This window comes from Streptomyces sp. NPDC057307, from assembly GCF_042667665.1.
GTDB lineage: Bacteria > Actinomycetota > Actinomycetes > Streptomycetales > Streptomycetaceae > Streptomyces.
Window position 1 is genome coordinate 1 of the sequence record NZ_JBHUZM010000061.1, and the last position, 20142, is coordinate 20142.

The window sequence follows — 20142 nt, forward strand, 5'->3', positions numbered from 1 at the left end:
GCCTCCATGCGGGGCCCGTTACGGCCTGCGGCCGAAGAACTCCAGTTCCGCCAGGGCGATCCGGCGGTTCTTCGCCGCGCCGTACGACGAGTTGACGATGAGCCTGGCCCGCACCGTGTCCGAGCCGCGCAGGTCGAAGGTCTGCTCGCCCGCCTGGTCGCGCAGCCGGATCGCCCGGCTGGTCAACTTGCCGTCCTGTGAGGTCAGTTGCACGGTGACGCGCGCCGGGCGGGCCTGGGTGAGGAATTCGTCCTTGCGGGCCGACGTACCCGAGAACACCAGCAGCTTCATCACCCGCACCGGCTCGGCGAAGTCGCACTCCAGGAACTCCCCGACACCGTCCCCGGTCTCCTCGGGCGCCCAGTAACGGTTGTTGAAGCCGTCGACGGCCGCACCGCCCGGATGGCCCGACTGCGCACTCGACGCCCGGCACTCCGTGGGCGGCACCGACTCGGGCTTACCCGTCTCCTCCTTCGCGAGGCCGAACAGACCGGACATGTGGGGGAGCGCGAACCAGATGCCCACCGCCAGCAGGATCAGCACGATCGGCAGCCCGACCCGTGGCCTCCATCCGCGTCGCGGCCGGGTGCCCGCGACGGGTGACTGCCGGGGCTCGCGGCTGAGGATCCGGCGCCACCAGGGCGGGCGGATCGCGGGGGGAGGGCCCGGGTCCAGGAGAAGGGCGCAGCGGACGCAGAGGGTGCGGTCCGGGGTGTTCTCCGTACGGCAGTGGGGGCAGACGATCGGCGGCCCGGTGGTGGCGGGCGCCGGGGGCGGCTCGGCGGCGCGCGCCCGCGCGTCCGAGTCCGGCCACGCGTCCGGTCCCGGGGCGGGGTCCTCGCTGTCGCCCGGACGTCTCGGGGCGGCGGCGGCGGTGGTGGTGAGGGGCGGTGGTGACGGTTCGGGCGCCGGAGGTTCCGGTACGACAGGTGCCGCCGCCGACCTGTCCGCCGCCGACCTGTCCGTCGTCGGCTCCGGCGGGTTCGTCGTCCTCTCCTCCGGCTCCCAGGCCAGGAACGCCTCGCACGAGGCACAGAACTCCCGCCCCGGCGCGTTCCGATGACCGCACGCCTCGCAGATCACTCCTCGACACCTCCCGTGCCCGGCGGCAGCAGTTCCAGCGTGAACCCCACATGCGCGGGGACCTCCGTGGCGATCAGCTCCTCCAGCCGCACCCGGTCGAGCCGCTGCCCCTCACCCGCCCTGACCCGGATCGTCACCCAAGGGACGGCCCGGCCCGGCAGCGGTGTGTTCGGGGTCGTCGACCAGATGGCGCCGCCACTCTCGGCGATCTCCGGCTCCGCGCCGCCGGTCTCCAGCCGGACCGCTTCGGCCAGTCCGCCGAGGGTCCCGCGCCGCGCGTGTCTGGCCACGGCTCCGCGTATCTCGGCCCGTCGTCGGTCGATCGGGCTGTCCTCGTGGGGCTCCACCGCCACCCACCCGGCCACCCAGTCGAGGAAGTCGTCGGGCGCGCTGCGGTGGTCCAGATACGCGGGCACGTTGTCGATCGTCAGCAGCACCGGGGCCAGGACGTCGTCGAGCGCCGCGAGGAAGCGCCGCAGGAAGTCCTGTTCCAGGTAGACGGCGGGCAGTTGCTCGATCAGGGGGTGCGGGGTCGGCAGTCCGGGGACGTCGGCGCGCATCGGCTCAGGCTCCTCTCACCCGGAGCTGGTGTTCGTAGCTGAAGACGAGCGCGTGCCGGTCCAGCGGGATCTTCGTGGTCGCGTCGGTGCGTTCCCCGGTGACCGGGTCCGCGCGGTAGAGCCGTACGTCCTCCACCAGGTCCACCCCCGGCACCCGTTGGAGCACGGCGAACGCCTCACCCGACTGCACCGGCCGGCCGAACGGCCAGCCCTGTCCGCCCGGCCCGCCGGTGAGCGGGTTGAAGTATCCGTACAGGGCGGCCAGCGCCATCTCCCGTACCTTCTCGGCGACCGCCCCGCGCTCGGTCTGGACCGACGCGACGACGGTGACGCCCTGGTAGAACGGCGGCTCGACGGCCAGCCTGGTCCCGATCGGCCGCCGGGCGTCCAGGTGCTCGGCGATCAGAGCGAGCGTGTGCTCGGGCGGGACAAGCTCGTCGAACTCGATCCGGCCCCGCGCGTCGCCGCGGCCGGCGGGCACGATGAGCAGCCGCACCCCGCCCGCCTCCACCCCACCCGTATCGCCGCGCGTGTCGCCGCCCGTACTGGACCCCGTGTCGCCTCCGGCCTCGGCTGAAGCCTCAGCGTCCGCGCCACCGCCGCCCGACCCGTCGTCCGAACCGGCCCTGATGCAGTGCACGCGCGCCGCGTCCGGAGCGATCTCGCGCGCGAGGAGTTCGTAGTCGTGCGGAACGACCGCCCGGTGCAGGGTCCGCAGCGTCATCGGCCCGCGCACGCGCGCACTGTCGACGCTCTCGCCGTCGACCCCGCCGAGCGCGGGCCGTCGGTTCTCGACCCTGGCCACGTAGGGGATCGCGCCGCGCAGGACCCGCAACGTCGAGCGGGCTACGTTGCCGCGCAGCCCGCCGCCGGTGCGGTAGGAGCGCACCCGGACGGTGGCGCCCTTGGCCGGGACTCCGCCGTAGTAGCGGACTCCGCCGTCCCGCTCGCGTACGGCGGGCCCGAACTCGACCCGCCCGGAGTTCGCGTCCAGCGTGACGTGCCGGTCCTCGGGACCGGAGTGCGCGAAGTCGTCCACGCGGGACCACCGTTCGGCGTCCGCCCCTGACCCCGGACCGGTCACCTCCACCACGAACTCACCAGGTACGACGGGCGGTCGGGCCAGCGTGAACGCCTGGCCGGGCACCCCCTCCGCCTGCCCCAGCACCTCGTCGGTGACGGTCTCCGCGTGCTCGGCCCGGACCGTCGCGCCGATCGTGAACGCGGTGATCCGGCGGACCACGGGCGGCGCCATGTACGTCGGCTGGTCCGGCTCCGCCTCGATCAGGCGGCAGCGCAGCCAGCCGCCGGTCCGCCGTACAACTGCCGCCGGGGAGTGGGTCTTCGGCAGATGCAGGATCAGTTCGCCGGACCTGTTGAAGCCGCCGGTGTCGTCCCTCTCGATCTCGCAGACCGTCCAGGCAGTGCCGTCCCACGCCTCCCACAGCACCGGCGGCCGCCGCGGATCGACACCGACGCCGTCCACCGTGCAGTCCAGCCGCAGTACGAGAACGCCCGCCGGCACGGCGGAGGACAGGCCCACGTACAGACAGTCGCCGACGGCGGGAGTGGCCCCGAAGCACGGCACCTCCCGGCCGAGCGCCAGCTCCTCGGTCCGGTCGGCGGCCTCCCCGGACGCCGGCCGGGTGGCGAGGTGGGCGAAGGCGCACGGCACGATCGACAGGGGCTCGGAGGTCGTGAAGACGACCGCCTCCTCCGTCTCCGTACGGACCGTGGCGACTTCCGTCCCGGCGCGCACCACCACCGGGTCCGGGCGGGGCGCGGACAGCCGGAACGTCACGTCGGTGTGCGCGGCCGTGGGCGGATGGAGCCGTACGCCGATCAGATCGAGGAAGGCGAGATAGTTCTTCTCCGGGACCCTGTTCACCCGGTAGACGAGCTGGTCGACCATGGTCGCGAACGCCTCGATCAGGGTCACCCCGGGGTCCGAGACATTGTGGTCGGTCCACTCCGGGCAGCGCTGCTGCACCCGCCGTTTGGCCTCGTCCACCAAGCCCTGGAAGGTGCGGTCGTCCAGGTGCGGACCGGGCAGCGTCACGCGCCCGCCTCCTCGTCGTCGGCCGATTCCTCGGCGTGCTGCGGGATCACGTAGAACGGGAAGACGAGATTGCGCGGGTCGTTCGCGCCTCGCACGGTGTAGCCGATGTCGATGTAGAGCACCCCGTTGTCGGCCGCGTCGAACCGGACGACGACCTCGGTGACATCGATCCGGGGCTCCCAGCGCTCCAGTGCCAGCCTTACCTCGTAGGCGAGTTGGCCGGCCGTGCCCGCGTCGGCGGGGGCGAACACGTAGTCGTTGATGGCGCAGCCGAACTCGGGCCGCATCGGCCGCTCGCCCGGCGACGTCGCGAGGATCAGCCGGATCGACTCCTCCAGGGCATGCCGGCCGCGCACCAGGGCGATGGACCCGGTGGCGTCCGTACGCGGTGGGAACGCCCAGCCCGCGCCGATGAATTGCTGTCCCATGCGGCCGCTCACCCCCCGATCAGTACGGTCGCGCAGCCCGACACCACCGGCGAGCCGCAGCCCGCCAGATCGCCGGCCCGGGCGGCCGGTTTCCCGCCGATCAGCACGCTCGAACTGCCGGGCGGCGCGATCACCGACGGCGGATGGGCCGCGGGCGACGCGCAGTTGTGTACGGTGCCGACCGTCGCGGCGGGCTTTCCCCCGATCAGCACGGACGGCACACCGGGCGGTCCGACCGTGCCGGGGTGCCCGGTCGGGTCGCCGACCCGGGCGGCCGCGGCTGCTGCTGCCGACATACGGTGCACTCTCCTGTTCCTCGCCTGTGACGCCTCGTCAGTTGAGCTTGATCATGGGGGCGTTGACCGACACCGAACTGCCGCTCTTGATGTCCGTACGCCGTGTGCCGTCGACCGTGACCTGGCCGCCGCGCACCTCCACCGAACCGCCGCTGGAGAGCGCGACCTTGCCGTTCCCGCCGTCGACCGAGACACCACTGCGGGACGTCAACGTGACGCTGTCCCCGGCGAGTTCGAGCGCTCCGCGCCCGGCGTCCAGCGCGACGCCGCCGGGCGCCTTGATGGAGACTCGCTCCTTGGCCTCGATCGTCACGCTGCCGTCGCTGTTGATGACGATGGCTGTTTCGGTGCGGTCGAGGGCGATCGTGAGCTTGCCGTCGCCCGTGCGGAGCCGCACTCCTTGGGGGCCGTTCGCCGCGTCCAGCAGCTCCAGTTGGTTCCCGCTCTTGGAGGCGAAGGCGCGGCGGTTCACGGCGCCGCTGGTCGGGTCGACGAGTTCGTCACCGCCGCCGGGAGCACCTGGGGCGCCGGGAGCGCCGGGAGCAGCGGGAGCGCCGGCTCCTCCAGCCGCCCCGCCTCCACCGGAGCCACCGCCCCCGCCACTGCCGCCACCGCCTCCGCCCGGTCTGTCCACCCCGTTGTACAACCCCGCCAAAACGAACGGTCGGTCCAGATGGCCGTGCTCGAAGCCGACCAGCACCTCGTCCCCGACCTCAGGGATGAACGCCTCGCCGCCACTCGTCCCGCCCGACTGCGCCGTGCGCGCCCAGTCGCTCGCGTACTCGTCCGACAGCCACGGGAAGCGGACCTTCACCCGCCCGGATCCCTCCGGGTCCTGAGTGTCCGTCACCGTCCCGCTGACCAGCCCCGCGCACCGCCCGCCCCCACCCGAGCCTCCCGAGCCGCCCGGTCCCGGAGCGCCGCCGGTCAGCCCGAACAGCGAGCGCTCCTGCTGCCCGGAGACCGTGATCCACGTCTCGTAACCGCGTACGGCGTCGAAGACATGGCGCGACGACGTCACGGTGTACCGGCCCTCGAACGGCGCGCCCACCGCGTTCAACGCCACCGCGCTGCCCGCCCGGACCGCCGGATTCCCCCGGATCACCGCCTCCAGCTCCGCGAACGACCCGGCGATCCGTTCCGCCAGGGCCTTGGCCGCCTGGTCCACCTGGGCCTGCGTCCCGTACGCCGCGTCCGTCACCACGAACCGCGCCTCGCCGAACGGGGCGGACACCTCCGCCGCCGACACCCCCAACTCCAGCGTCGACGAGGTCCCCGCCGGCGCCTTGCCCACCAGCGGTTCCTTGGCCTGGACGTCCCAGCCGCGCACCTCCACCTCGGAGACCTGCTCGGCGGCGGACACCCCGGCCCGACAGCGCAGCAGATTGCCGCCCAGCTCCAGGACGAGAGGGTTACGGTCGGCGCGCGCCGAGCCGTCCGGTGCCGAACTCGCCTCGGCGGGGCGGGTGATGTGCAGTTGCCCGTCGCGTACGTACGCCTGGGCTCCGGCCTCCTCGGCCAGCCCGCGCACGAACTCCCAGTCGGTCACGTTGGGTTGGGCGATGTGCTCGATCACGGGCCCGGCGACGTCCACCGTCCCCGGCTTCAGCCCGGCGCGCTGGGCGACCTGGCCGCAGATGTCGGCGAGCGTCATGTTCTGGTAGCTGGCCACCCGCCGCCCCCGGAACAGCCGGTGCGACTCGTCGAGCCCCCGTACGACGGTGAACGTGCCCGTCTCGTCCAGCTCCACCTCCAGCGCGGTGACCACGCCGTCGAGCAGCGGTTTCGGGGCCGAGTCACCGCCGGCGCGGGCCAGCAGCCGGGCCTCGCCGCCGATCCTCAGCCCGGTCTGCTCCAGCAGCACCCGGTCGGGGTCCCGGAACCGCAGCAGGAACAGGTCTGGCAGCGTACGGCTGTCATCCACGTACCCCTCGACCAGAGTGTTCGCGAACTTCGGCGGCAGCGGTGTGCCGCCGAACTCGACCACCAGCGCGCTGGCGACGCCCTGTTGGGACATCAGCCCCGCCTCCCGATGCCGCCGGGAACGGCGACGTCGTAACCGCCGGGGCCCCGGTCCGCGCCGTCCCGCAGCCGGTTCAGCTCGTCCAGCGCGGGCAGCAGGAGTTGGGTGCCGGGGGCGAGACGCATCGGGTCGTCGATTCCGTTCGCCTCGGCGATCACGCGCCAGGCACCGGCGTCCCCGTACTCCCGGTGCGCCAGCGACGGCAGCGAGTCCCCGGCGTCGACGCGGTGCACACGGCGCGCGGCGAGCGCGCCGGAGGTCGGGTTCTGCCCCGGTGTCTCCCCGCTGATCTCCTCCATCGTGACCTGGCAGACCGCCCGGATCGGCACCCCGGAGGTGGTGAACAGCGTGTATTTCGCGGCCACTTGACTCACGTAGCCGGGAAATCCCGTGAGCCCGCCCCAGTGGAAGACCACCCACGGCGGCGAGGCCCGCTGCTGCTGCCGCGTCTCGTTCGTCGGCACGCAGCACGCGAACAACTGCTCCACCGACGTCACCACGCGGGTGTCCTGGGTGTCGCTGGCATCGAAGAACATCTCGACGGTCAACTTGCTGGGCTGGGAGCCCTGGTACTCCGGAGGGCCCGAACTCTTCGCCCCCTTGGCCGGAGTCCGCTTCCACGACGCCGCCTTGGTGAGGATCAACTCCTTCGGGTTGAACTGGAAATCGATCCGGCCGCACGGGCCGCCGGGTGTCAGACCACCACCGGTGGGCGGTGTCCGCAGCTCCAGATAGGCGTGTTCCAGCTTGGGCCGGGCCGACCCGCCCGATCCGCCTCGCGCGGCCGAGGCCACCCCTGACGTACCGGCGGCGCTGAAGGCGATCGGTCCCGCCGCGCACATACCGCTCAGCCCTCCATCACATAGCCGTGATGGGCGATCTCGATCGTCTCCATCGCGACCTTCGGCGACTCGGGCGTGAACGAGGGCCCCGTCCAGCGCACGGGTACGACCTCCAGCAGCCCCCACTGGGCCACCTTCCGCCCGTCACCGGTACGCGCCTCGATGTGCGCCGTCTTGCGGCTGAACCCGGTCGTCATCGTGGCGAACCAGCGCGCCACCTTCTCGGTCTCCCGGGTGAGCGGCCGGGACAGCTTCACGTTGGAGTACTTCAGGCGGGTCGGCAGCTGCCACACATGCCCGTTGTTGCCGCCCTCCTCCCGGGTTTCGAGCACCACTTCGCAGCCCAGGCCGTCGCAGGTGTTGAACGATCCGAGTTCGATGTCGTCGATCGTCACGACGAAGCAGACGCTGACGGCGGGATCGCTGTCCGGGGAGGTGGCCATGACACGTACCTCTCAGTGGCGGGTGTTGATGAGGAATCCGGCGCGTTCGCGTTCCAGCCGGAGGTCGGCCTTGAGGAGCCGGCTGAGCGGTGCGTACAGGGCCCGGACGAGTTCGTCGGTGACGGCGGGCGCGCCGGGCCGGCCCGGCGCTGCACCGGAGCGGGGCGGCGCTGGACTGCCGCCGTCGTCGGCGGAGACGGTCTCGGAGGCGAGTTCAGGCTCGCCGGCCGGTGCGGAGTCGGGTGGCGGGGGCTCCTCGGCGAGTTCGGCGTCGCGCTGGATGACGGGTTGCGAGCTGCCGGATGAGGACGGGGCTGACGGAACTGATTGGGCTGAGGGGGCTGACGGGGCTGACGAGGAGCCGAAGACGACGCTCCCGTCGGGCATCCGCTGGGCCACCCCGGCAGCCACGGCGAAGGCACCGGCCGTGGGAAGCCGGGCGCCGCTGTCGGTACGAGCCACGGACCCCGACACCGGCGGCCCGCCGACCCCTTGCCGCTGTACGGTGACGGCGGCCGACCGTTGTAGGGGTACGGCTACGGGTACGGCTACGGGTACGGAGGCTGATGGGGACGGCGTCGCCGATGAGGGCGGACCGGACGTGGTCCACCGCACGGGAACAGGCGGGGGTGCGGGCGGGGGCGGGGGCTCCGTCTGCGGAGGTTCCCCGCCGCCCCGCGCGGCACGCTGGACGGTGGTGGTGCGGGGGGTCAACGGCCGGTCGCCGAGCAACGGGACAGTGGGTGTGGACACGGCGCTGGGCGGAGGTAGGAGAGGAGAAGTGGGCCGCGTCGCGGAGCCGACGAACCGCTGAACTGGCGCCCCAACCTCGTCCGCGACCTCGCCCGCGCTTTCGCCTCCGCCTTCGGGCACCGAATCCACCAACGGATCGTCACCAAGCAACGGAGCGACCGACGGCGGCACGTTCTCCGGCGCACCGCTCCCCGGCACGGCCGCGGCGGCCTGCCGCTGAGCCGTCGGCGGCAGCCCGGCCAGCGGCGCCCCGAGTCCGGGCGTGCGCCGGGGCTGCGGCGCCGACACCGGCTCGGACGAAGGCTGCGCCGACTCCTGCGGGGGAGGGGGAGTAGCTGTGGCTACGAGTGGCTGCTCGCCGACCAGTTGACGTACAGGCAGGTCGGCGACGGCCGACGTACCGGCGGTGGTCATGGGCGAGGACGCGCGCTGTACGGGAACGGCCTCAGGCACGGGAACGGCCTCAGGCACGGGAACGACCTCGGGCACGGGAACGACCTCGGGCACGGAGGCGAGCGCCGGTACAACGGCAGGCACCGCAACGGACACCGAACCAGGCACCGCGGCAGAAGCTCCACCCCGCCCTTGGGGCGTACCCTCTCCGCCCGACGTCCTCCGTGAAGGCATCTCGACCGACCGCTGAGCCGACGGCACAGGGCTCCCCGGCGCGGGACTGGCGATCCCGTGCAGTACTCCGGTGGGCGCGTCAGGGGTGACCAGATGCCCGAGCGGCGTCCCGAGCGCGGTCGCTTGCCGGGTGGACAACGCCCCTTGGAACGCAACGGGGTTGATGACGAGGTCCTGCTCGGGCACGGTCCGCTGCATGGGCGCCAGCCGCCGTACATCAACCCGGTCGCCCCGGTCGCCCTGCCCACCCACCTCCTCCGCCCGCCCGGCCGGAGCAGCGGGCACAGCGTCACCGTCACCCCCCGAACGACCGCCGCGCAGCCAGGACATCAGCCCCATGGCTCTCCCGCCCTCCCCGTGTCGTCGTCAGTGCCCGTTGAGGCGAGCGACCTGTGCGACGAACTTCAGCCGCTCCGGATGTTCCAGATCCAGCAGGTCGTCCAGCGGCCAGTGGAAGTGATAGGCGAGGTACGCGACTTCCTCGTACAGCAGGTCGGCCGCGTACGTCACGATTCCCCCAGGCGGCCACCGGCGAGATCCACCGTGAACTCCTCCTGGCAGGAAGGGCAGTTGACGGCGGCGCGGGTGTGGCCCTCCGCGTTGATCCGGCGGTAGAAGTCCTGGAGGAACGCCAGGTCGGAGGCGAACAGGTCCTCGATGACGCCTGGGTGGATGTCCTCGACGGTGCCTATCCTGGTTACGACGCGGGAGATGAGGACGACCGACAGGTACGCGGAGTTCTCGCGCACCCGGTCGTCCCGCAAGGGCACCAGTTCGTCCCGCGCGGTGGCGAGCCGCATCACGCCGTTACGGTGCACGGTGCCCGACTCGTCCACGTACCCGCGCGGCAGCTCGAAGCCGAACTCGGTCCGCAGCGGCTCGGGTTGGCGCGTCTGGCCCTGCCCCCGACCCTGCCCCTGGCCCTGCTGTGGCCCGCCCGTCTCGGGCGCGGCCCGGTCGGGTGCCTGGAAGTGAACGGTGCGGCGCATCAGCCGAGTTCCATGCTCTCGTACGTGATCGCCAGCTTCTCCGTCAGAACCGAGGTGTCACCGGCCTTGAGCGTCCCGATCTCCAGCGACTTCGGCCAGGCGTTGATGAGCGTGTAGCGCTTGATCGGAATGCCCTCGTAGTCGTAGACGATGACCGCGCCGTTGCGACGGGCGTCCGTCATGCGTCCGAACCGGGAGTCCCTGATCCAGCGTTCGAAGCTGTTGTCCTCCGTGAGCCCCCGGGTCACGGTGACCTCCCCGGCCTTCGGGCGGCCAGGCAGCTTCTTGATGGCGTACTTGCCGTCGGCGGTGTTCTGCTTCAGCTCGATGACGTCCTGCTCCATCTTCAGACCGCTGACCTCGGTGATCTGCTTGATGATGACGCTGTCGAATTCAAGGCCGAAGGAATGCCCGACGGAACTGTCGAGATCGGGAAGTGGCACAACAGACTCCTTACGCCGTACTCAGAAACGGACGTGGCGGCCCAGGTGGCCCGAGGCGGTCCGCGCGGGTCATTCGTCGATCCCGCCGCTGCCGCCGGTCAGTTGGGCGAGCCGGAACACCACGAACTCGGCCGGCTTGACCGGCGCGACCCCGATCTCGCAGACGACCTGACCGGCGTCGATGCTCTCGGGCGGGTTCGTCTCGCGGTCGCACTTCACGTAGAACGCCTCGTCCGGAGTCAGTCCGAACAGCGACCCCTTCCGCCATTCGTTCACCAGGAACGCCGAGACGGTACGGCGGACCCGCGCCCACAGCGCGTCGTCGTTCGGCTCGAAGACGACCCACTGTGTGCCTGCGAGGATCGACTCCTCCAGGTAGTTGAAGAGCCGCCGTACATTCAGGTACCGCCAGGCCGGATCCGACGCGAGCGTCCGCGCGCCCCACACCCGGATGCCCCGGCCGGGGAAGGAGCGGATGCAGTTCAGCCCGATCGGGTTGAGCAAATCGTGCTCGCCCTTGGTGAGTTGGGTCTGGAGTGCGACCGCGCCCCGTACGACCTCGTTCGCCGGCGCCTTGTGCACCCCGCGTGTGTCGTCGTTGCGCGCCCAGACGCCGGCGATGTGCCCGCTCGGCGGGACGAGGGTGGCGCGGCCGGACGCCGGGTCGGCGACGCTGATCCACGGGTAGTAGAGCGTGGCGTACTTCGAGTCGAAGTTCGCCCGGTCCGTACGCCAACTCCGGGCCTGCTGCGGTGAGAGACCCGGCGGTGGATCCAGGATCGCCACTCGGTCACCCATCAACTCGCAGTGAGATATGACCCCTTGCTGAACAGCGATCACCGACTCCAGATCCAGCAGGCCGCGTTGGTACGCGCTCATCAGGTCAGGCACGGCGATCATCGTGATCTCGTCGACCGCCTCAAGACCGCCCAGCCCGGTCCGGCGGTCGGCGTCACCCACGTACACCTCGGGGGCGAGCGCACCGGCACTGCCGGCGTCCGGGGCGGCGGGAGCGGCGGGGGCGAGGGCCACCGTCTGCGGCTCGGGCCGGGCGGGGGCGGCGCCGCGCCCGGGGTCGCGTATCTCGACCAGCTCCGACTTGGCGTTGACCCGGGTGGCGACGTTCTCCTTGCTGCGTTTCGTCGTCACGGAGGGGTACGTCTCCGCGACCTGTCCGTCGCGGCGCACGATGAGCTGGAAGGTGTCGGACGGAGGATCGTCACCCTCGGCCTCGGTCACCTCCACGCTGATCTCACCGGCCACACCCGGCCGGGGCTTCACGGCGTAGGGACCGATCTGCACTTCGGCTCCGGCGGCCAGCTCCCCGGTCTCGCCGTCGCCGCCCACCGAGGTGCCGTCGCCGATCCGTACGACGTAACAGATGCCGCCGCCGTTGGAGAAGAAGCCGTAGACGGACGAGGCGAGGTACGTACCGTCGACGAAGTCGCCGAAGGTACTCACGTACTGGCTCCAGTTCGTGATCAGCGTCGGCTCGTCGAACGGGCCCTTCTGGGCGAAGCCGACGAAGGCGGCTATCGAGGTGCCCACCCCTTCGATCGGCCGGGACCCGGACTCGACCTCTTCGACGTAGACGCCGGGGGACAGGTACGACGGCATAGGTGCCTCTCTTCGACGCGCTCCTGGACTCGCAACTTGGGCCGGCTGCTTGGGCTCGCTATCTGGCTCGCTCCTCGACCGGGGAACGCCGGCCATTCTCGCCACTGAGCCGATCACCCGGAACGGATACTCGGCCGCCCCGCCGTGCACGGACGACTGCCCGAAGAGGCAACGCGACCCCTCCCGCCGTGCCGGCGAGGTCTGCCCCCACCCCGGTCCGCGCATCCTGCGCACCACGGGCGTGGGCCCCGCACCCTGACAAGTCACGTCCGAGAGCGCGGCCGAGGCCGAAGGGGAGGGGCGAACGGATGAAGGCGGTCCCGGAGAAGGGCGAGAGCCCCACCCGGCCCGGTTCACCCACCGCCTCCCGGGTGGACGTGTCCCGTACGCGGACGGCCCCCGCGCGTCCGGACCGCCGCAGCCTCCAACGTCTGCAGGGCGCGGTGGGGAACGCGGCGGTGTCCCGCCTCGTGGCCCAGCGCTATACGGCTCCGGTGAAGCCGTCGCCGGCCCAGGCGGCCGGTTTCCGCAAGGTCAAGGCGGACGTGGCGGCGAAGAAGACGAAGATCGCCGTCCATCCGCCGGCGGTGGGTGAGGCGAAGGCGTCGCAGGACGCGGCGGTGGCGCCGCCGGACGACAAGGAAGCCCAGGGCAAGGCCGCGAACGCCGAGAAGATGAACGCGGCGAAGCCCGGCGAGTTCGACAAGGAAGCCTTCGTCGACGCGGTGAACAAGGCGATCGACGCGCAGGCGCCGAAGAACCTCGACGAGGCGGACAAGTTCTCCAAGTCGGGCAAGGCGGACCAGGTCAAGGCGGAGGTCGACGGAAAGGTCACGGACGGCAAGGAGTCCTCGGCCAAGGACATCGCCACCGCGACCAAGGCCCCGCCGGACACATCGGCGGCCAAGGACAAAGAGGTCACCCCCCTCACCCCGGACCAGGCCCCGGGCAATCCGGGCGCCCCGTCGGCGGCGGACGCGATCCCGGAGAAACAGCCCGCCGCCGTCACCGACTTCTCGGAAGGCCCCGCGCAGAACGATCAGGCGATGGCGGACGCGGAGGTCACCGAGGAGCAGTTGGCGAAGGGCAACGAGCCGGAGTTCAACGAGGCGCTGTCCGCGAAGAAGACCTCCGAGGCCGACGCCGCGAAGGCCCCGGCGAAGGGGAAGGCGGCCGAGGACCAGCAGCTGTCCACCGCGAAGGAGGGCGCGGCGGCGTCCGGCGCCCAGGCGATGACGGCTCTGACCGCGACGCGGAGTGCGGCCGGGAAGCAGGTGGACGGCGGCAAGGGCGACACCAAGTCGAAGGACGAGAAGAAGCGCGCCGAGGTCACGGCGAAGCTCCAGAAGGTCTACGACGGCACGAAGAAGGACGTCGAGGAGACGCTGTCCGGCCTGGACAAGAAGGTCGACACGGCGTTCACGTCGGGGGAGAAGGCGGCGCGGGACGCGTTCACGGCGGACCACAAGCGCCGGATGAAGAAGTACAAGGACAAGCGCTACTCGGGCTGGACCGGCAAGGCCCGCTGGGTGAAGGACAAGTTCACCGGGCTCCCGAAGGAGGCGAACGACCTCTACCAGGAGGCCCGCAAGCTCTACGTCTCCCAGATGCGGACGGTCATCTCGTCGGTGGCGGACATCATCGGCGCGGAGCTGGGGCGGGCGAAGGCGCGTATCGCCAAGGGCCGGGCGGAGTTGAAGGCGGAGGTCGACAGACTCCCCGCGGATCTGAAGGAGTTCGGCGAGGAGGCGGCGAAGGACTTCGCGGGCAAGTTCGACGACCTGGAAGCCACGGTCGACGAGAAGTCGGAGCAACTGGTCCAGGACCTGGCGTCGAAGTACACCGCCGCGCTGAACAAGATCGACGAGGAGATCAAGAAGCTCCAGGAGGCCAACCGGGGGCTGATCGACAAGGCGAAGGACGCGATCGTCGGCGCGATCAAGACGATCAACGAGCTGAAGAACCTGCTCCTGGGGATCCTGGCGAAGGCCGCCTCCGCGATCATGAAGATCATCAAGGACCCGATCGGTTTCCTCGGCAACCTGGTCAGAGCGGTCGGCGCGGGCCTGAACCTCTTCGTCTCCAACATCGCCGACCACCTCAAGACGGGTGTCGTGTCCTGGCTGCTGGGCACGGCGGTCAAGGCGGGCCTGGAACTCCCGGCGCGGTTCGACCTCAAGGGCATCATCCAGATCATCGGCTCACTGCTGGGCCTGACCTGGGACAACATCCGCGCCCGCGTGACCCGCAAGGGCGTCCCGGACGAGGCGATGTCGGCGGTCGAAACGTCGGTCCCGGTGGCCCAGAGCCTCGCCCGCGAGGGCCCGGCCGGCGCGGCGAAGGAGATCCAGGCGGAGACGGGCGACCTGAAGGCGACGATCCTCTCCAAGCTGACGACCTACCTGATCCCAACGGTGATCGTCGCGGGGATCACCTGGATCCTCTCCCTGCTCAACCCGGCGTCCGCGTTCGTCAGGGCGGTCAAGGGAATCATCGACATCGTCACGTTCATCGTGACGCAGGGCGCCCAGATCATCGAGTTCGTCAACGCGGTCCTCGACGCGGTGATCCAAATAGCCAACGGCGGCCAGGCGGGCGTCCCCAAACTGGTAGAAGCGGCCCTCGCGGCAAGCGTCCCACTCCTGATCGGCTTCCTCGCGGCGCTCCTGGGCATCGGCGGCCTGGCGAACAAGGTCAAGTCGGTCTTCCAATCCGTATCACGCCCGGTGACCCGGGCCATCGACAAGATCGTCGACTTCATCGCCAAGAAGGGCAAGAAGCTCTGGGCGAAACTCAAGTCCAAGCTCAAGGGCGACAAGGGCAAGGCCGGGCCGGATCAAAAGCAGCCGGGCGAAGGCCACACCCTGAAACCGGACTGGGAAATCGTCAATTTCTCTGCGGGCGGGCACGGACATCGGCTCTTCGTCGCGGCGGCCGGCGGCAAGGCGACGCTGATGGTCGCCAGCACGGAACAGCCGGTCGTGAGCTATCTCAACCGCGTCATCACCGACGAGAAGACTAATCCCGAGATCAAGCAGAAGGCTCAGGCCGCGCTCCAGCTGGCGACAAACGCCGGTGGTCAGGCGAACGAGATCGCGAAGCTTGCGGTTCACGTCCCTGAGAAGAGGGAAGCGGCGTCCAAACAGAAGATGTCCAAGGAGCAGGCGGAGCTCTCCGCCGAACAAAATCAGCTTGCCGACTTGCTCAAAGAAATCTTTGAACAGAAGAACTCCATCGAGCCTTGGCTCGGCAAACCCGTCGCCGATGTACCAAAGGGACTGCTCGGCTACGATGTGCGGCCGGACAGCGGAACGTTCCTGTACGGCGGGAGCTACTCATTCCTGCAGATTCAGCGCGCAGGCGGGTTCGGATCGGCCGACAAGCGTACCTTTCCCAAGGTGCACGTCAACCTGAACGAACTCGTGCAGAAGGGTGCGGGTATTCTGCGGGCCGACATGGAGGTAATCAAGGCGTACCGCGCCGCGATCGCTACCCACCGAAATAAGCTGAATCTCGACGAAGCGCCGGATCTCGAGGGAAATCCCGAAGGTCTCGCGAACCAGCTCGAAAAAGGCGCCAACAAGAAACGGCCATTCAACATGGGCATCCGCAAGCAGATGGAAGCCATCGTGAACTTCCTTCAGAAGGGTGAAGGCCTCACCGGCGTCGAGGTGAAGGTCGGGCAGAAGCGCATCGACTACACGGCTCGGATGCGCATCGACGGCCAGTCGCAACACGTCATGATCGAGTACAAGCACGTGACCGGCAAGCTCAGCACCGAACGCCGGGCCGAGTTGACCGCCAAATTGGCGGCTCAGCTTACCGGTCAAATAGAAGGCGGTCGTGGAAAATACACCACACACATCATCGACTGGCCTGAGTTCAGCGGCCTCGACCCACGTTCACAGGCAGCGTTCCGTGAGGTCATCGAGGATGCCAGAGAGGTGGGGGCGACGATGGGCATCGACGTGAGATGGAGCGGGTGATGGCTATGGATCATCCGTACGCGGCAGGCAGCGAGCTGGTCCTTAAGACAGGAGCCTCCGAGAGCACCGTGCTGCGCAGGGCCGTTGCCGCGCTGGGCCAGTTCGCCGACGAAGGATTTCAGCCGAAAGGTGCCCGCAGTACGCGCTTCCTCAACGGGGAGGGGGAGGCTATGACGGTCGCCCTCACGCATCCGGCTCAGCCGGCGCTCAACTCCTGGGTTCATGTGAGTCTCGGCGATTTCGAGCCGGATGGCGACGGCACCATCTTCCTGACGGTCCACCTGGATGAGCCGGGGGATGTTCTCAAGCAGGAATGGGAGATGGCTGTCGCCCTGACATCACAGCTCGTGGCGGGCCTCAGCCCGAGCGTGGCGCACCTGACGGCGTGGCACCTCGACGGGTGCGGGCGGATCTACCCGTCCACCCGCCTTCGGCCCGGCTCCAACCTGCCGGAAGAGTTCGGACCGTGGACCTACGTCTCCGGTAAGGGGCTCACCGAGCAGGTTCGCGTTCGACTCGCGGCCCTGCCTGCGTACGCGTCCCAGACGCTTGGGGATGGCTGGCTGGTGAGGGCCGTCGAAAATCCCGGTGCCGAGCCGACCGAACAGTTCCGGGACGCGCTGAAAGAACTGGATACCGAACCGATCACTTACCGAGCGGCTCGTCTCGCCGCCGCTTGACCGGTCAGTGCAGCGGCAGGAGCTTGTCGAGGCGGACCGGGAAGTCTCGAACGATTTCCTCGGAGTCCTCGGGCGCTGGTTCAGGACTGCCAAGAGTGATTGGCCGCGCGGTCCGAGAACAGCAGGGCTCCTTCAGGGCCAGACAGATCACGCCCGAGTATCCTTCTGAACTACCTGGTTGCCAGCCTCAGTTGCGGCCATCGCCACTACCTCGACAGTCTCTCCGTCGTAGCGGAAGCACGCGCCGACCCAGACCTTGGTCCCAGCCCTAGTCATTACGGTCTCTCTAACACAGCTGCCGGACTGAGTGGTTGGTCGAGATCGGCGACAATGACCCTCTCCAGAGAGGGTGGTGAATCGCCGCACACGGGGGTGACTCCGGATGGCCGGGCAGCCGCGCGGGCCCGACTACGCTTACTCTCGAGGTACGTGTGGACATGGTCGCCGTACGGTGGGAACTCACCGATCGAGTGGGGCTGCGTGGATAGACCGACCCACCAACCCCAAATACGGCCCGAACTCCGACGCCAGTGTCAGCCGGCCCAGTTTCTGGTACTCCCTCTGAACCGCGTGGATCAGCGTCGTCATCGTCACCGCGCCCCCCGTGTCCGCCGCCAAGTACGCCGAAGTCACCGCTATCGAGCGGATGTTGCCGCCCGCCAGTTCGAAGTTGGACGCGCAGAAGTCCAGGTCCAGGTCCGTGCCCCGCGGCAGCAGCGGGCCCAGGCAGCGTTCCCACAGCAGTAGGCGTTGGTCCGGAGCCGGGATCGGGAAGTCGATTACCAGGTCCAGGCGGCGGGTGAAAGCGTCGTCCAGGTTGGCGCGGAGGTTTGTGGCCAGGATGGCCAGGCCGTCGAAGGACTCCATGCGTTGGAGCAGGTACGCGCTCTCCACGTTCGCGTAGCGGTCGTGCGCGTCCTTCACGTCCGAGCGTTTGCCGAAGATCGCGTCCGCCTCGTCGAAGAGCAGCACGCCGTTGACGCCCGCCGCCTCCGTGAAGATGCGCTCCAGGTTCTTCTCCGTCTCGCCCACGTACTTGTCGATCACCGTCGCCAGATCGACCGTGTAGAGGTCCAGACCCAGATCCGCCGCGATCACCTCCGCCGACATCGTTTTGCCCGTGCCCGAGTCGCCGGCGAACAGGGCCGATACGCCCCGGCCCCGGCCACCTCCCGGGCGCATGCCCCACTCGCCGAGCACCTGGTCGCGGTGGCGGGCGCGGGCGGTGAGTTCGCGGAGTTGGGCGTGGGTGTCGGCGGGGAGGACCAGGTCGTTCCAGGTCACCGCGGGTTCGATGCGGCGGGCCAGGCGGTCCAGGCCCGCCGCGTTCTGGGCGCGGGCTCCTTGGCGTACATGGTCGGAGGTGAGGACACCACCCGCCAGACGCGCCGTCTGCGCGGCGGAGCGGGCCGCGCCCGTGACCTGTTCCGGGGTGAGCAGGAACGGGGCCAGCAGACGGTCCGCGTCGATCCCGGCCGGGAGCGGCGTCGGGGAACACTGCTTGTACGCGTCCGTCCACAGCGCCCCGCGCGCCGACGGCTCCACCCGCGGAGCGTGCAGGAGCAGCGGGGGAGAGACGGACCACGACGCGTCCCACGGTGCCCGGCCCACCAGGATCGTGGGCACATGAGTTCCCGTCAGAAGTCGCAGCAGGTACGGGTGTTCGCGGAAGACCGCGTCCAGCGGGGCGCACACCAGCCCCGCGTTCGTCAGGCGGGCCTCGCGGACCAGGGCACGTACCGCATCCGCCGGCGCCGGATCCTCGGCCAGCCGTGCCAGGTCCAGGCCCAGCACGCCCAGGCCCGCCAGCGACAGCGCCGACGCGGCCAGTGCCGTACCCGCGCCGCCCTGGTCCTCGCCGAGGTACGCCAGTTGGACACCGTCGGCCAGCACCCCGGCCAGCGGGGCCGGGTCGCCGACACCACGTACCGCGTGCCACGGGGCCAGCAGATCCGTCAGCCTCGGATCGGGGGTGTCGTCGCCCAGGAGGTGGGCCGTCACCCGGTCCGGGACCCGTAACGCCCGGCTCAGGAAAGGCTGTTCCAGGTCCTCGACCAGCAGCAGTCCACCGGCCCGAAGCGGGGAACGGGCGGCCAGGCGGGCACGGGCCGCGTGGTCCGCCGGGGTCGAGCCGCACAGGCCCAGAGCCAGGCCGATGGACGGGCGGCGGCGGGTCACGTCGTCGTTCAAGTAGCCGTAGAACGCCTCGAACCGGTCGTCCAGGTCCGGTACGAGCGCGATGAGCAGGATCTCGACATCGAGCGCGGTCAGCCCGAACTCCGCTGCCAGAGAGGTCAGTCGGGAGTCCGGAACTTCGTCGATCAGTTGTTCGTCGTGGAGTGGGAAGGAACGGGCCCCCTCCTCGTCCAGCAGCCTCGCGACGTTCTCCTCCGTCAGATACAGGCCCCTGAACGCGTCGTCCGGGTCCGGGTCGACGCGTTGCCTCGCCTCCACCGCGCGGCGCACGCGCTGCTCCACCGCGACCGCCCGGGCGAGCAGATGCCGCAAGCTCGTCATACGTCGGTTTCCTCAGGTGTCGTGCCGTGCGTCTCCGTGCCGTGCGTCTCGGTGGCGTGCGTTTCCGTGCCGCGTGTCTCCGTGACGCGGACGGCGCCGGACGACCGCGGCGGCGCCGGGTCCCGGCGCGGACGGCCGGGCCGCGACCCGTACACCGGCAGCCCCTTGCGGCCCGGCTGCCCCTGTGTCTCACCCTCGTCCCGCGCGGGTACGTCCCCGAACCGCGCCCGGAGCCCGTCGTCGCCCACCGGCGGCCCCGCCTCGTAGACCGGCGACGCCGTCACCGGGACGCTGATCACCAGGTCCAGCGAAGGCTTCAACTCCCCGCCCAGCGCGCTCCACACATCCGCGAACGAGCGGTCCTCCGGCGGCGGCAGCGCGATCGACAGCGGTACCGCCGCCCCGATCTCCGCCAGTGACCCCGTCAACCGCTCCGGCGGCAGCGCCTCGTACCGCAGCAGGCACGCCAACAGCGAGGACAGCAGCCGGTGTTCGTCCTCCGGCCGCTTCGTCCACGCCGTGATCAGGTACGACAGCTTGAAGAAACGCGGCGGGCGGCGGCGTGCGACGATCGCGCCGCGCTCGTCGTACTCGTTGTGCAGACCGCGCTCCCGCCGGCGCATGTCCTCGCGGATGTCGTAGAGATACAGGTTGACCATCGGCGCGTTGACCTTGGCGGCCCACTCCCTCGTCGGCGCGTCGAACACCACAGCGATCTGGCCGCCTTCGAGGACCTCCGCCCGGATGAGGGTCCGCAGGACATCGTCCACCTCATGGATCATCGGGAGGCCACTCC

At 70.2% G+C, this 20142-nt stretch carries 18 protein-coding genes; 3 read left to right on the top strand and 15 right to left on the bottom strand.

Translation table 11 applies throughout. The features are described from left to right. Positions 1–18 precede the first annotated feature (18 nt). A complete protein-coding gene (locus ACFUN8_RS20945) occupies positions 19–543 on the bottom strand; it encodes a discoidin domain-containing protein (protein WP_383639619.1) in 525 nt (174 codons plus the stop codon). A 157-nt stretch (positions 544–700) separates the two neighbouring features. Here ACFUN8_RS20945 and ACFUN8_RS20950 point away from each other — a divergent pair, with 157 nt between their 5' ends. Then, positions 701–1063 carry a hypothetical protein gene (locus ACFUN8_RS20950; protein ID WP_383639622.1) on the top strand — a complete coding sequence of 121 codons (363 nt, stop codon included), beginning with the start codon at positions 701–703 and terminating at the stop codon, positions 1061–1063. 16 nt (positions 1064–1079) lie between these two features. On the opposite strand, the gene ACFUN8_RS20955 is transcribed toward ACFUN8_RS20950, so the two are convergent. The 12 genes from ACFUN8_RS20955 to ACFUN8_RS21010 all read right to left on the bottom strand — a co-directional run bounded on the left by ACFUN8_RS20955 (position 1080) and on the right by ACFUN8_RS21010 (position 12163). Further along, a complete protein-coding gene (locus tag ACFUN8_RS20955; protein WP_383639625.1) occupies positions 1080–1643 on the bottom strand; it encodes a phage tail protein in 564 nt (187 codons plus the stop codon). Positions 1644–1647: 4 nt separating this feature from the next. Next, positions 1648–3702: a putative baseplate assembly protein gene (locus ACFUN8_RS20960; protein ID WP_383639628.1), complete on the bottom strand. Its 2055-nt coding sequence runs from the start codon at positions 3700–3702 to the stop codon at positions 1648–1650. Further along, the gene (locus ACFUN8_RS20965) at positions 3699–4130 is read right to left on the bottom strand and encodes a GPW/gp25 family protein (protein ID WP_383639631.1); all 432 of its coding nucleotides are present in this window, start codon (positions 4128–4130) and stop codon (positions 3699–3701) included. Before ACFUN8_RS20965 ends, ACFUN8_RS20960 begins: the two co-directional genes overlap by 4 nt. An 8-nt stretch (positions 4131–4138) precedes the next feature. Beyond that, positions 4139–4426 carry a PAAR domain-containing protein gene (locus ACFUN8_RS20970; protein WP_383639634.1) on the bottom strand — a complete coding sequence of 96 codons (288 nt, stop codon included), beginning with the start codon at positions 4424–4426 and terminating at the stop codon, positions 4139–4141. Between the two features lie 37 nt (positions 4427–4463). After that, positions 4464–6443, bottom strand: a complete 1980-nt coding sequence (locus tag ACFUN8_RS20975) for a VgrG-related protein (RefSeq protein ID WP_383639637.1) — start codon at positions 6441–6443, stop codon at positions 4464–4466. Next, positions 6443–7291: a peptidase M23 gene (locus ACFUN8_RS20980; RefSeq protein WP_383639640.1), complete on the bottom strand. Its 849-nt coding sequence runs from the start codon at positions 7289–7291 to the stop codon at positions 6443–6445. Before ACFUN8_RS20980 ends, ACFUN8_RS20975 begins: the two co-directional genes overlap by 1 nt. Before the next feature lie 5 nt (positions 7292–7296). Continuing rightward, positions 7297–7734 (bottom strand): phage tail protein, encoded by a 438-nt coding sequence (locus tag ACFUN8_RS20985; protein ID WP_383639642.1) that lies wholly within the window; start codon positions 7732–7734, stop codon positions 7297–7299. Positions 7735–7746: 12 nt separating this feature from the next. Beyond that, positions 7747–8196 carry a hypothetical protein gene (locus ACFUN8_RS20990; RefSeq protein ID WP_383639645.1) on the bottom strand — a complete coding sequence of 150 codons (450 nt, stop codon included), beginning with the start codon at positions 8194–8196 and terminating at the stop codon, positions 7747–7749. 1284 nt (positions 8197–9480) lie between these two features. Beyond that, complete coding sequence (locus ACFUN8_RS20995; protein ID WP_007457431.1) at positions 9481–9624, bottom strand: DUF6760 family protein; 144 nt, start codon at positions 9622–9624, stop codon at positions 9481–9483. Then, entirely contained in the window at positions 9621–10103 is a 483-nt protein-coding gene (locus ACFUN8_RS21000; protein WP_383639648.1) for a hypothetical protein, read from the bottom strand. The genes ACFUN8_RS20995 and ACFUN8_RS21000 overlap by 4 nt, the downstream gene beginning before the upstream one ends. Beyond that, positions 10103–10546, bottom strand: coding sequence for a phage tail protein (locus ACFUN8_RS21005; protein ID WP_189108417.1), 444 nt, complete (start codon positions 10544–10546; stop codon positions 10103–10105). Before ACFUN8_RS21005 ends, ACFUN8_RS21000 begins: the two co-directional genes overlap by 1 nt. A gap of 69 nt (positions 10547–10615) precedes the next feature. Beyond that, positions 10616–12163: a phage tail sheath family protein gene (locus ACFUN8_RS21010; RefSeq protein ID WP_383639651.1), complete on the bottom strand. Its 1548-nt coding sequence runs from the start codon at positions 12161–12163 to the stop codon at positions 10616–10618. Between the two features lie 308 nt (positions 12164–12471). Here ACFUN8_RS21010 and ACFUN8_RS21015 point away from each other — a divergent pair, with 308 nt between their 5' ends. Both ACFUN8_RS21015 and ACFUN8_RS21020 read left to right on the top strand, forming a co-directional pair. After that, positions 12472–16149 (top strand): hypothetical protein, encoded by a 3678-nt coding sequence (locus tag ACFUN8_RS21015; protein WP_383639653.1) that lies wholly within the window; start codon positions 12472–12474, stop codon positions 16147–16149. A gap of 5 nt (positions 16150–16154) precedes the next feature. Further along, positions 16155–16829, top strand: a complete 675-nt coding sequence (locus ACFUN8_RS21020) for a hypothetical protein (protein WP_383639656.1) — start codon at positions 16155–16157, stop codon at positions 16827–16829. 459 nt (positions 16830–17288) lie between these two features. On the opposite strand, the gene ACFUN8_RS21025 is transcribed toward ACFUN8_RS21020, so the two are convergent. Further along, positions 17289–19346, bottom strand: coding sequence for an ATP-binding protein (locus ACFUN8_RS21025; RefSeq protein ID WP_383639659.1), 2058 nt, complete (start codon positions 19344–19346; stop codon positions 17289–17291). Continuing rightward, positions 19343–20128, bottom strand: a complete 786-nt coding sequence (locus tag ACFUN8_RS21030; RefSeq protein WP_383639662.1) for a DUF4255 domain-containing protein — start codon at positions 20126–20128, stop codon at positions 19343–19345. Before ACFUN8_RS21030 ends, ACFUN8_RS21025 begins: the two co-directional genes overlap by 4 nt. Between the last annotated feature and the right edge of the window lie 14 nt (positions 20129–20142).

What these genes read in the sequence shown, in the direction of transcription:
- ACFUN8_RS21020 (WP_383639656.1), top strand. Translation starts at nt 16,155, where the DNA reads ATGGATCATCCGTACGCGGCAGGCAGCGAGCTGGTCCTTAAGACAGGA.
- ACFUN8_RS21030 (WP_383639662.1), bottom strand. Translation starts at nt 20,128, where the DNA reads ATGATCCATGAGGTGGACGATGTCCTGCGGACCCTCATCCGGGCGGAG.
- ACFUN8_RS21010 (WP_383639651.1), bottom strand. Translation starts at nt 12,163, where the DNA reads ATGCCGTCGTACCTGTCCCCCGGCGTCTACGTCGAAGAGGTCGAGTCC.
- ACFUN8_RS20965 (WP_383639631.1), bottom strand. Translation starts at nt 4,130, where the DNA reads ATGGGACAGCAATTCATCGGCGCGGGCTGGGCGTTCCCACCGCGTACG.
- ACFUN8_RS20970 (WP_383639634.1), bottom strand. Translation starts at nt 4,426, where the DNA reads ATGTCGGCAGCAGCAGCCGCGGCCGCCCGGGTCGGCGACCCGACCGGG.
- ACFUN8_RS21015 (WP_383639653.1), top strand. Translation starts at nt 12,472, where the DNA reads ATGAAGGCGGTCCCGGAGAAGGGCGAGAGCCCCACCCGGCCCGGTTCA.
- ACFUN8_RS20975 (WP_383639637.1), bottom strand. Translation starts at nt 6,443, where the DNA reads ATGTCCCAACAGGGCGTCGCCAGCGCGCTGGTGGTCGAGTTCGGCGGC.
- ACFUN8_RS20985 (WP_383639642.1), bottom strand. Translation starts at nt 7,734, where the DNA reads ATGGCCACCTCCCCGGACAGCGATCCCGCCGTCAGCGTCTGCTTCGTC.
- ACFUN8_RS20980 (WP_383639640.1), bottom strand. Translation starts at nt 7,291, where the DNA reads ATGTGCGCGGCGGGACCGATCGCCTTCAGCGCCGCCGGTACGTCAGGG.
- ACFUN8_RS20955 (WP_383639625.1), bottom strand. Translation starts at nt 1,643, where the DNA reads ATGCGCGCCGACGTCCCCGGACTGCCGACCCCGCACCCCCTGATCGAG.
- ACFUN8_RS21025 (WP_383639659.1), bottom strand. Translation starts at nt 19,346, where the DNA reads ATGACGAGCTTGCGGCATCTGCTCGCCCGGGCGGTCGCGGTGGAGCAG.
- ACFUN8_RS21000 (WP_383639648.1), bottom strand. Translation starts at nt 10,103, where the DNA reads ATGCGCCGCACCGTTCACTTCCAGGCACCCGACCGGGCCGCGCCCGAG.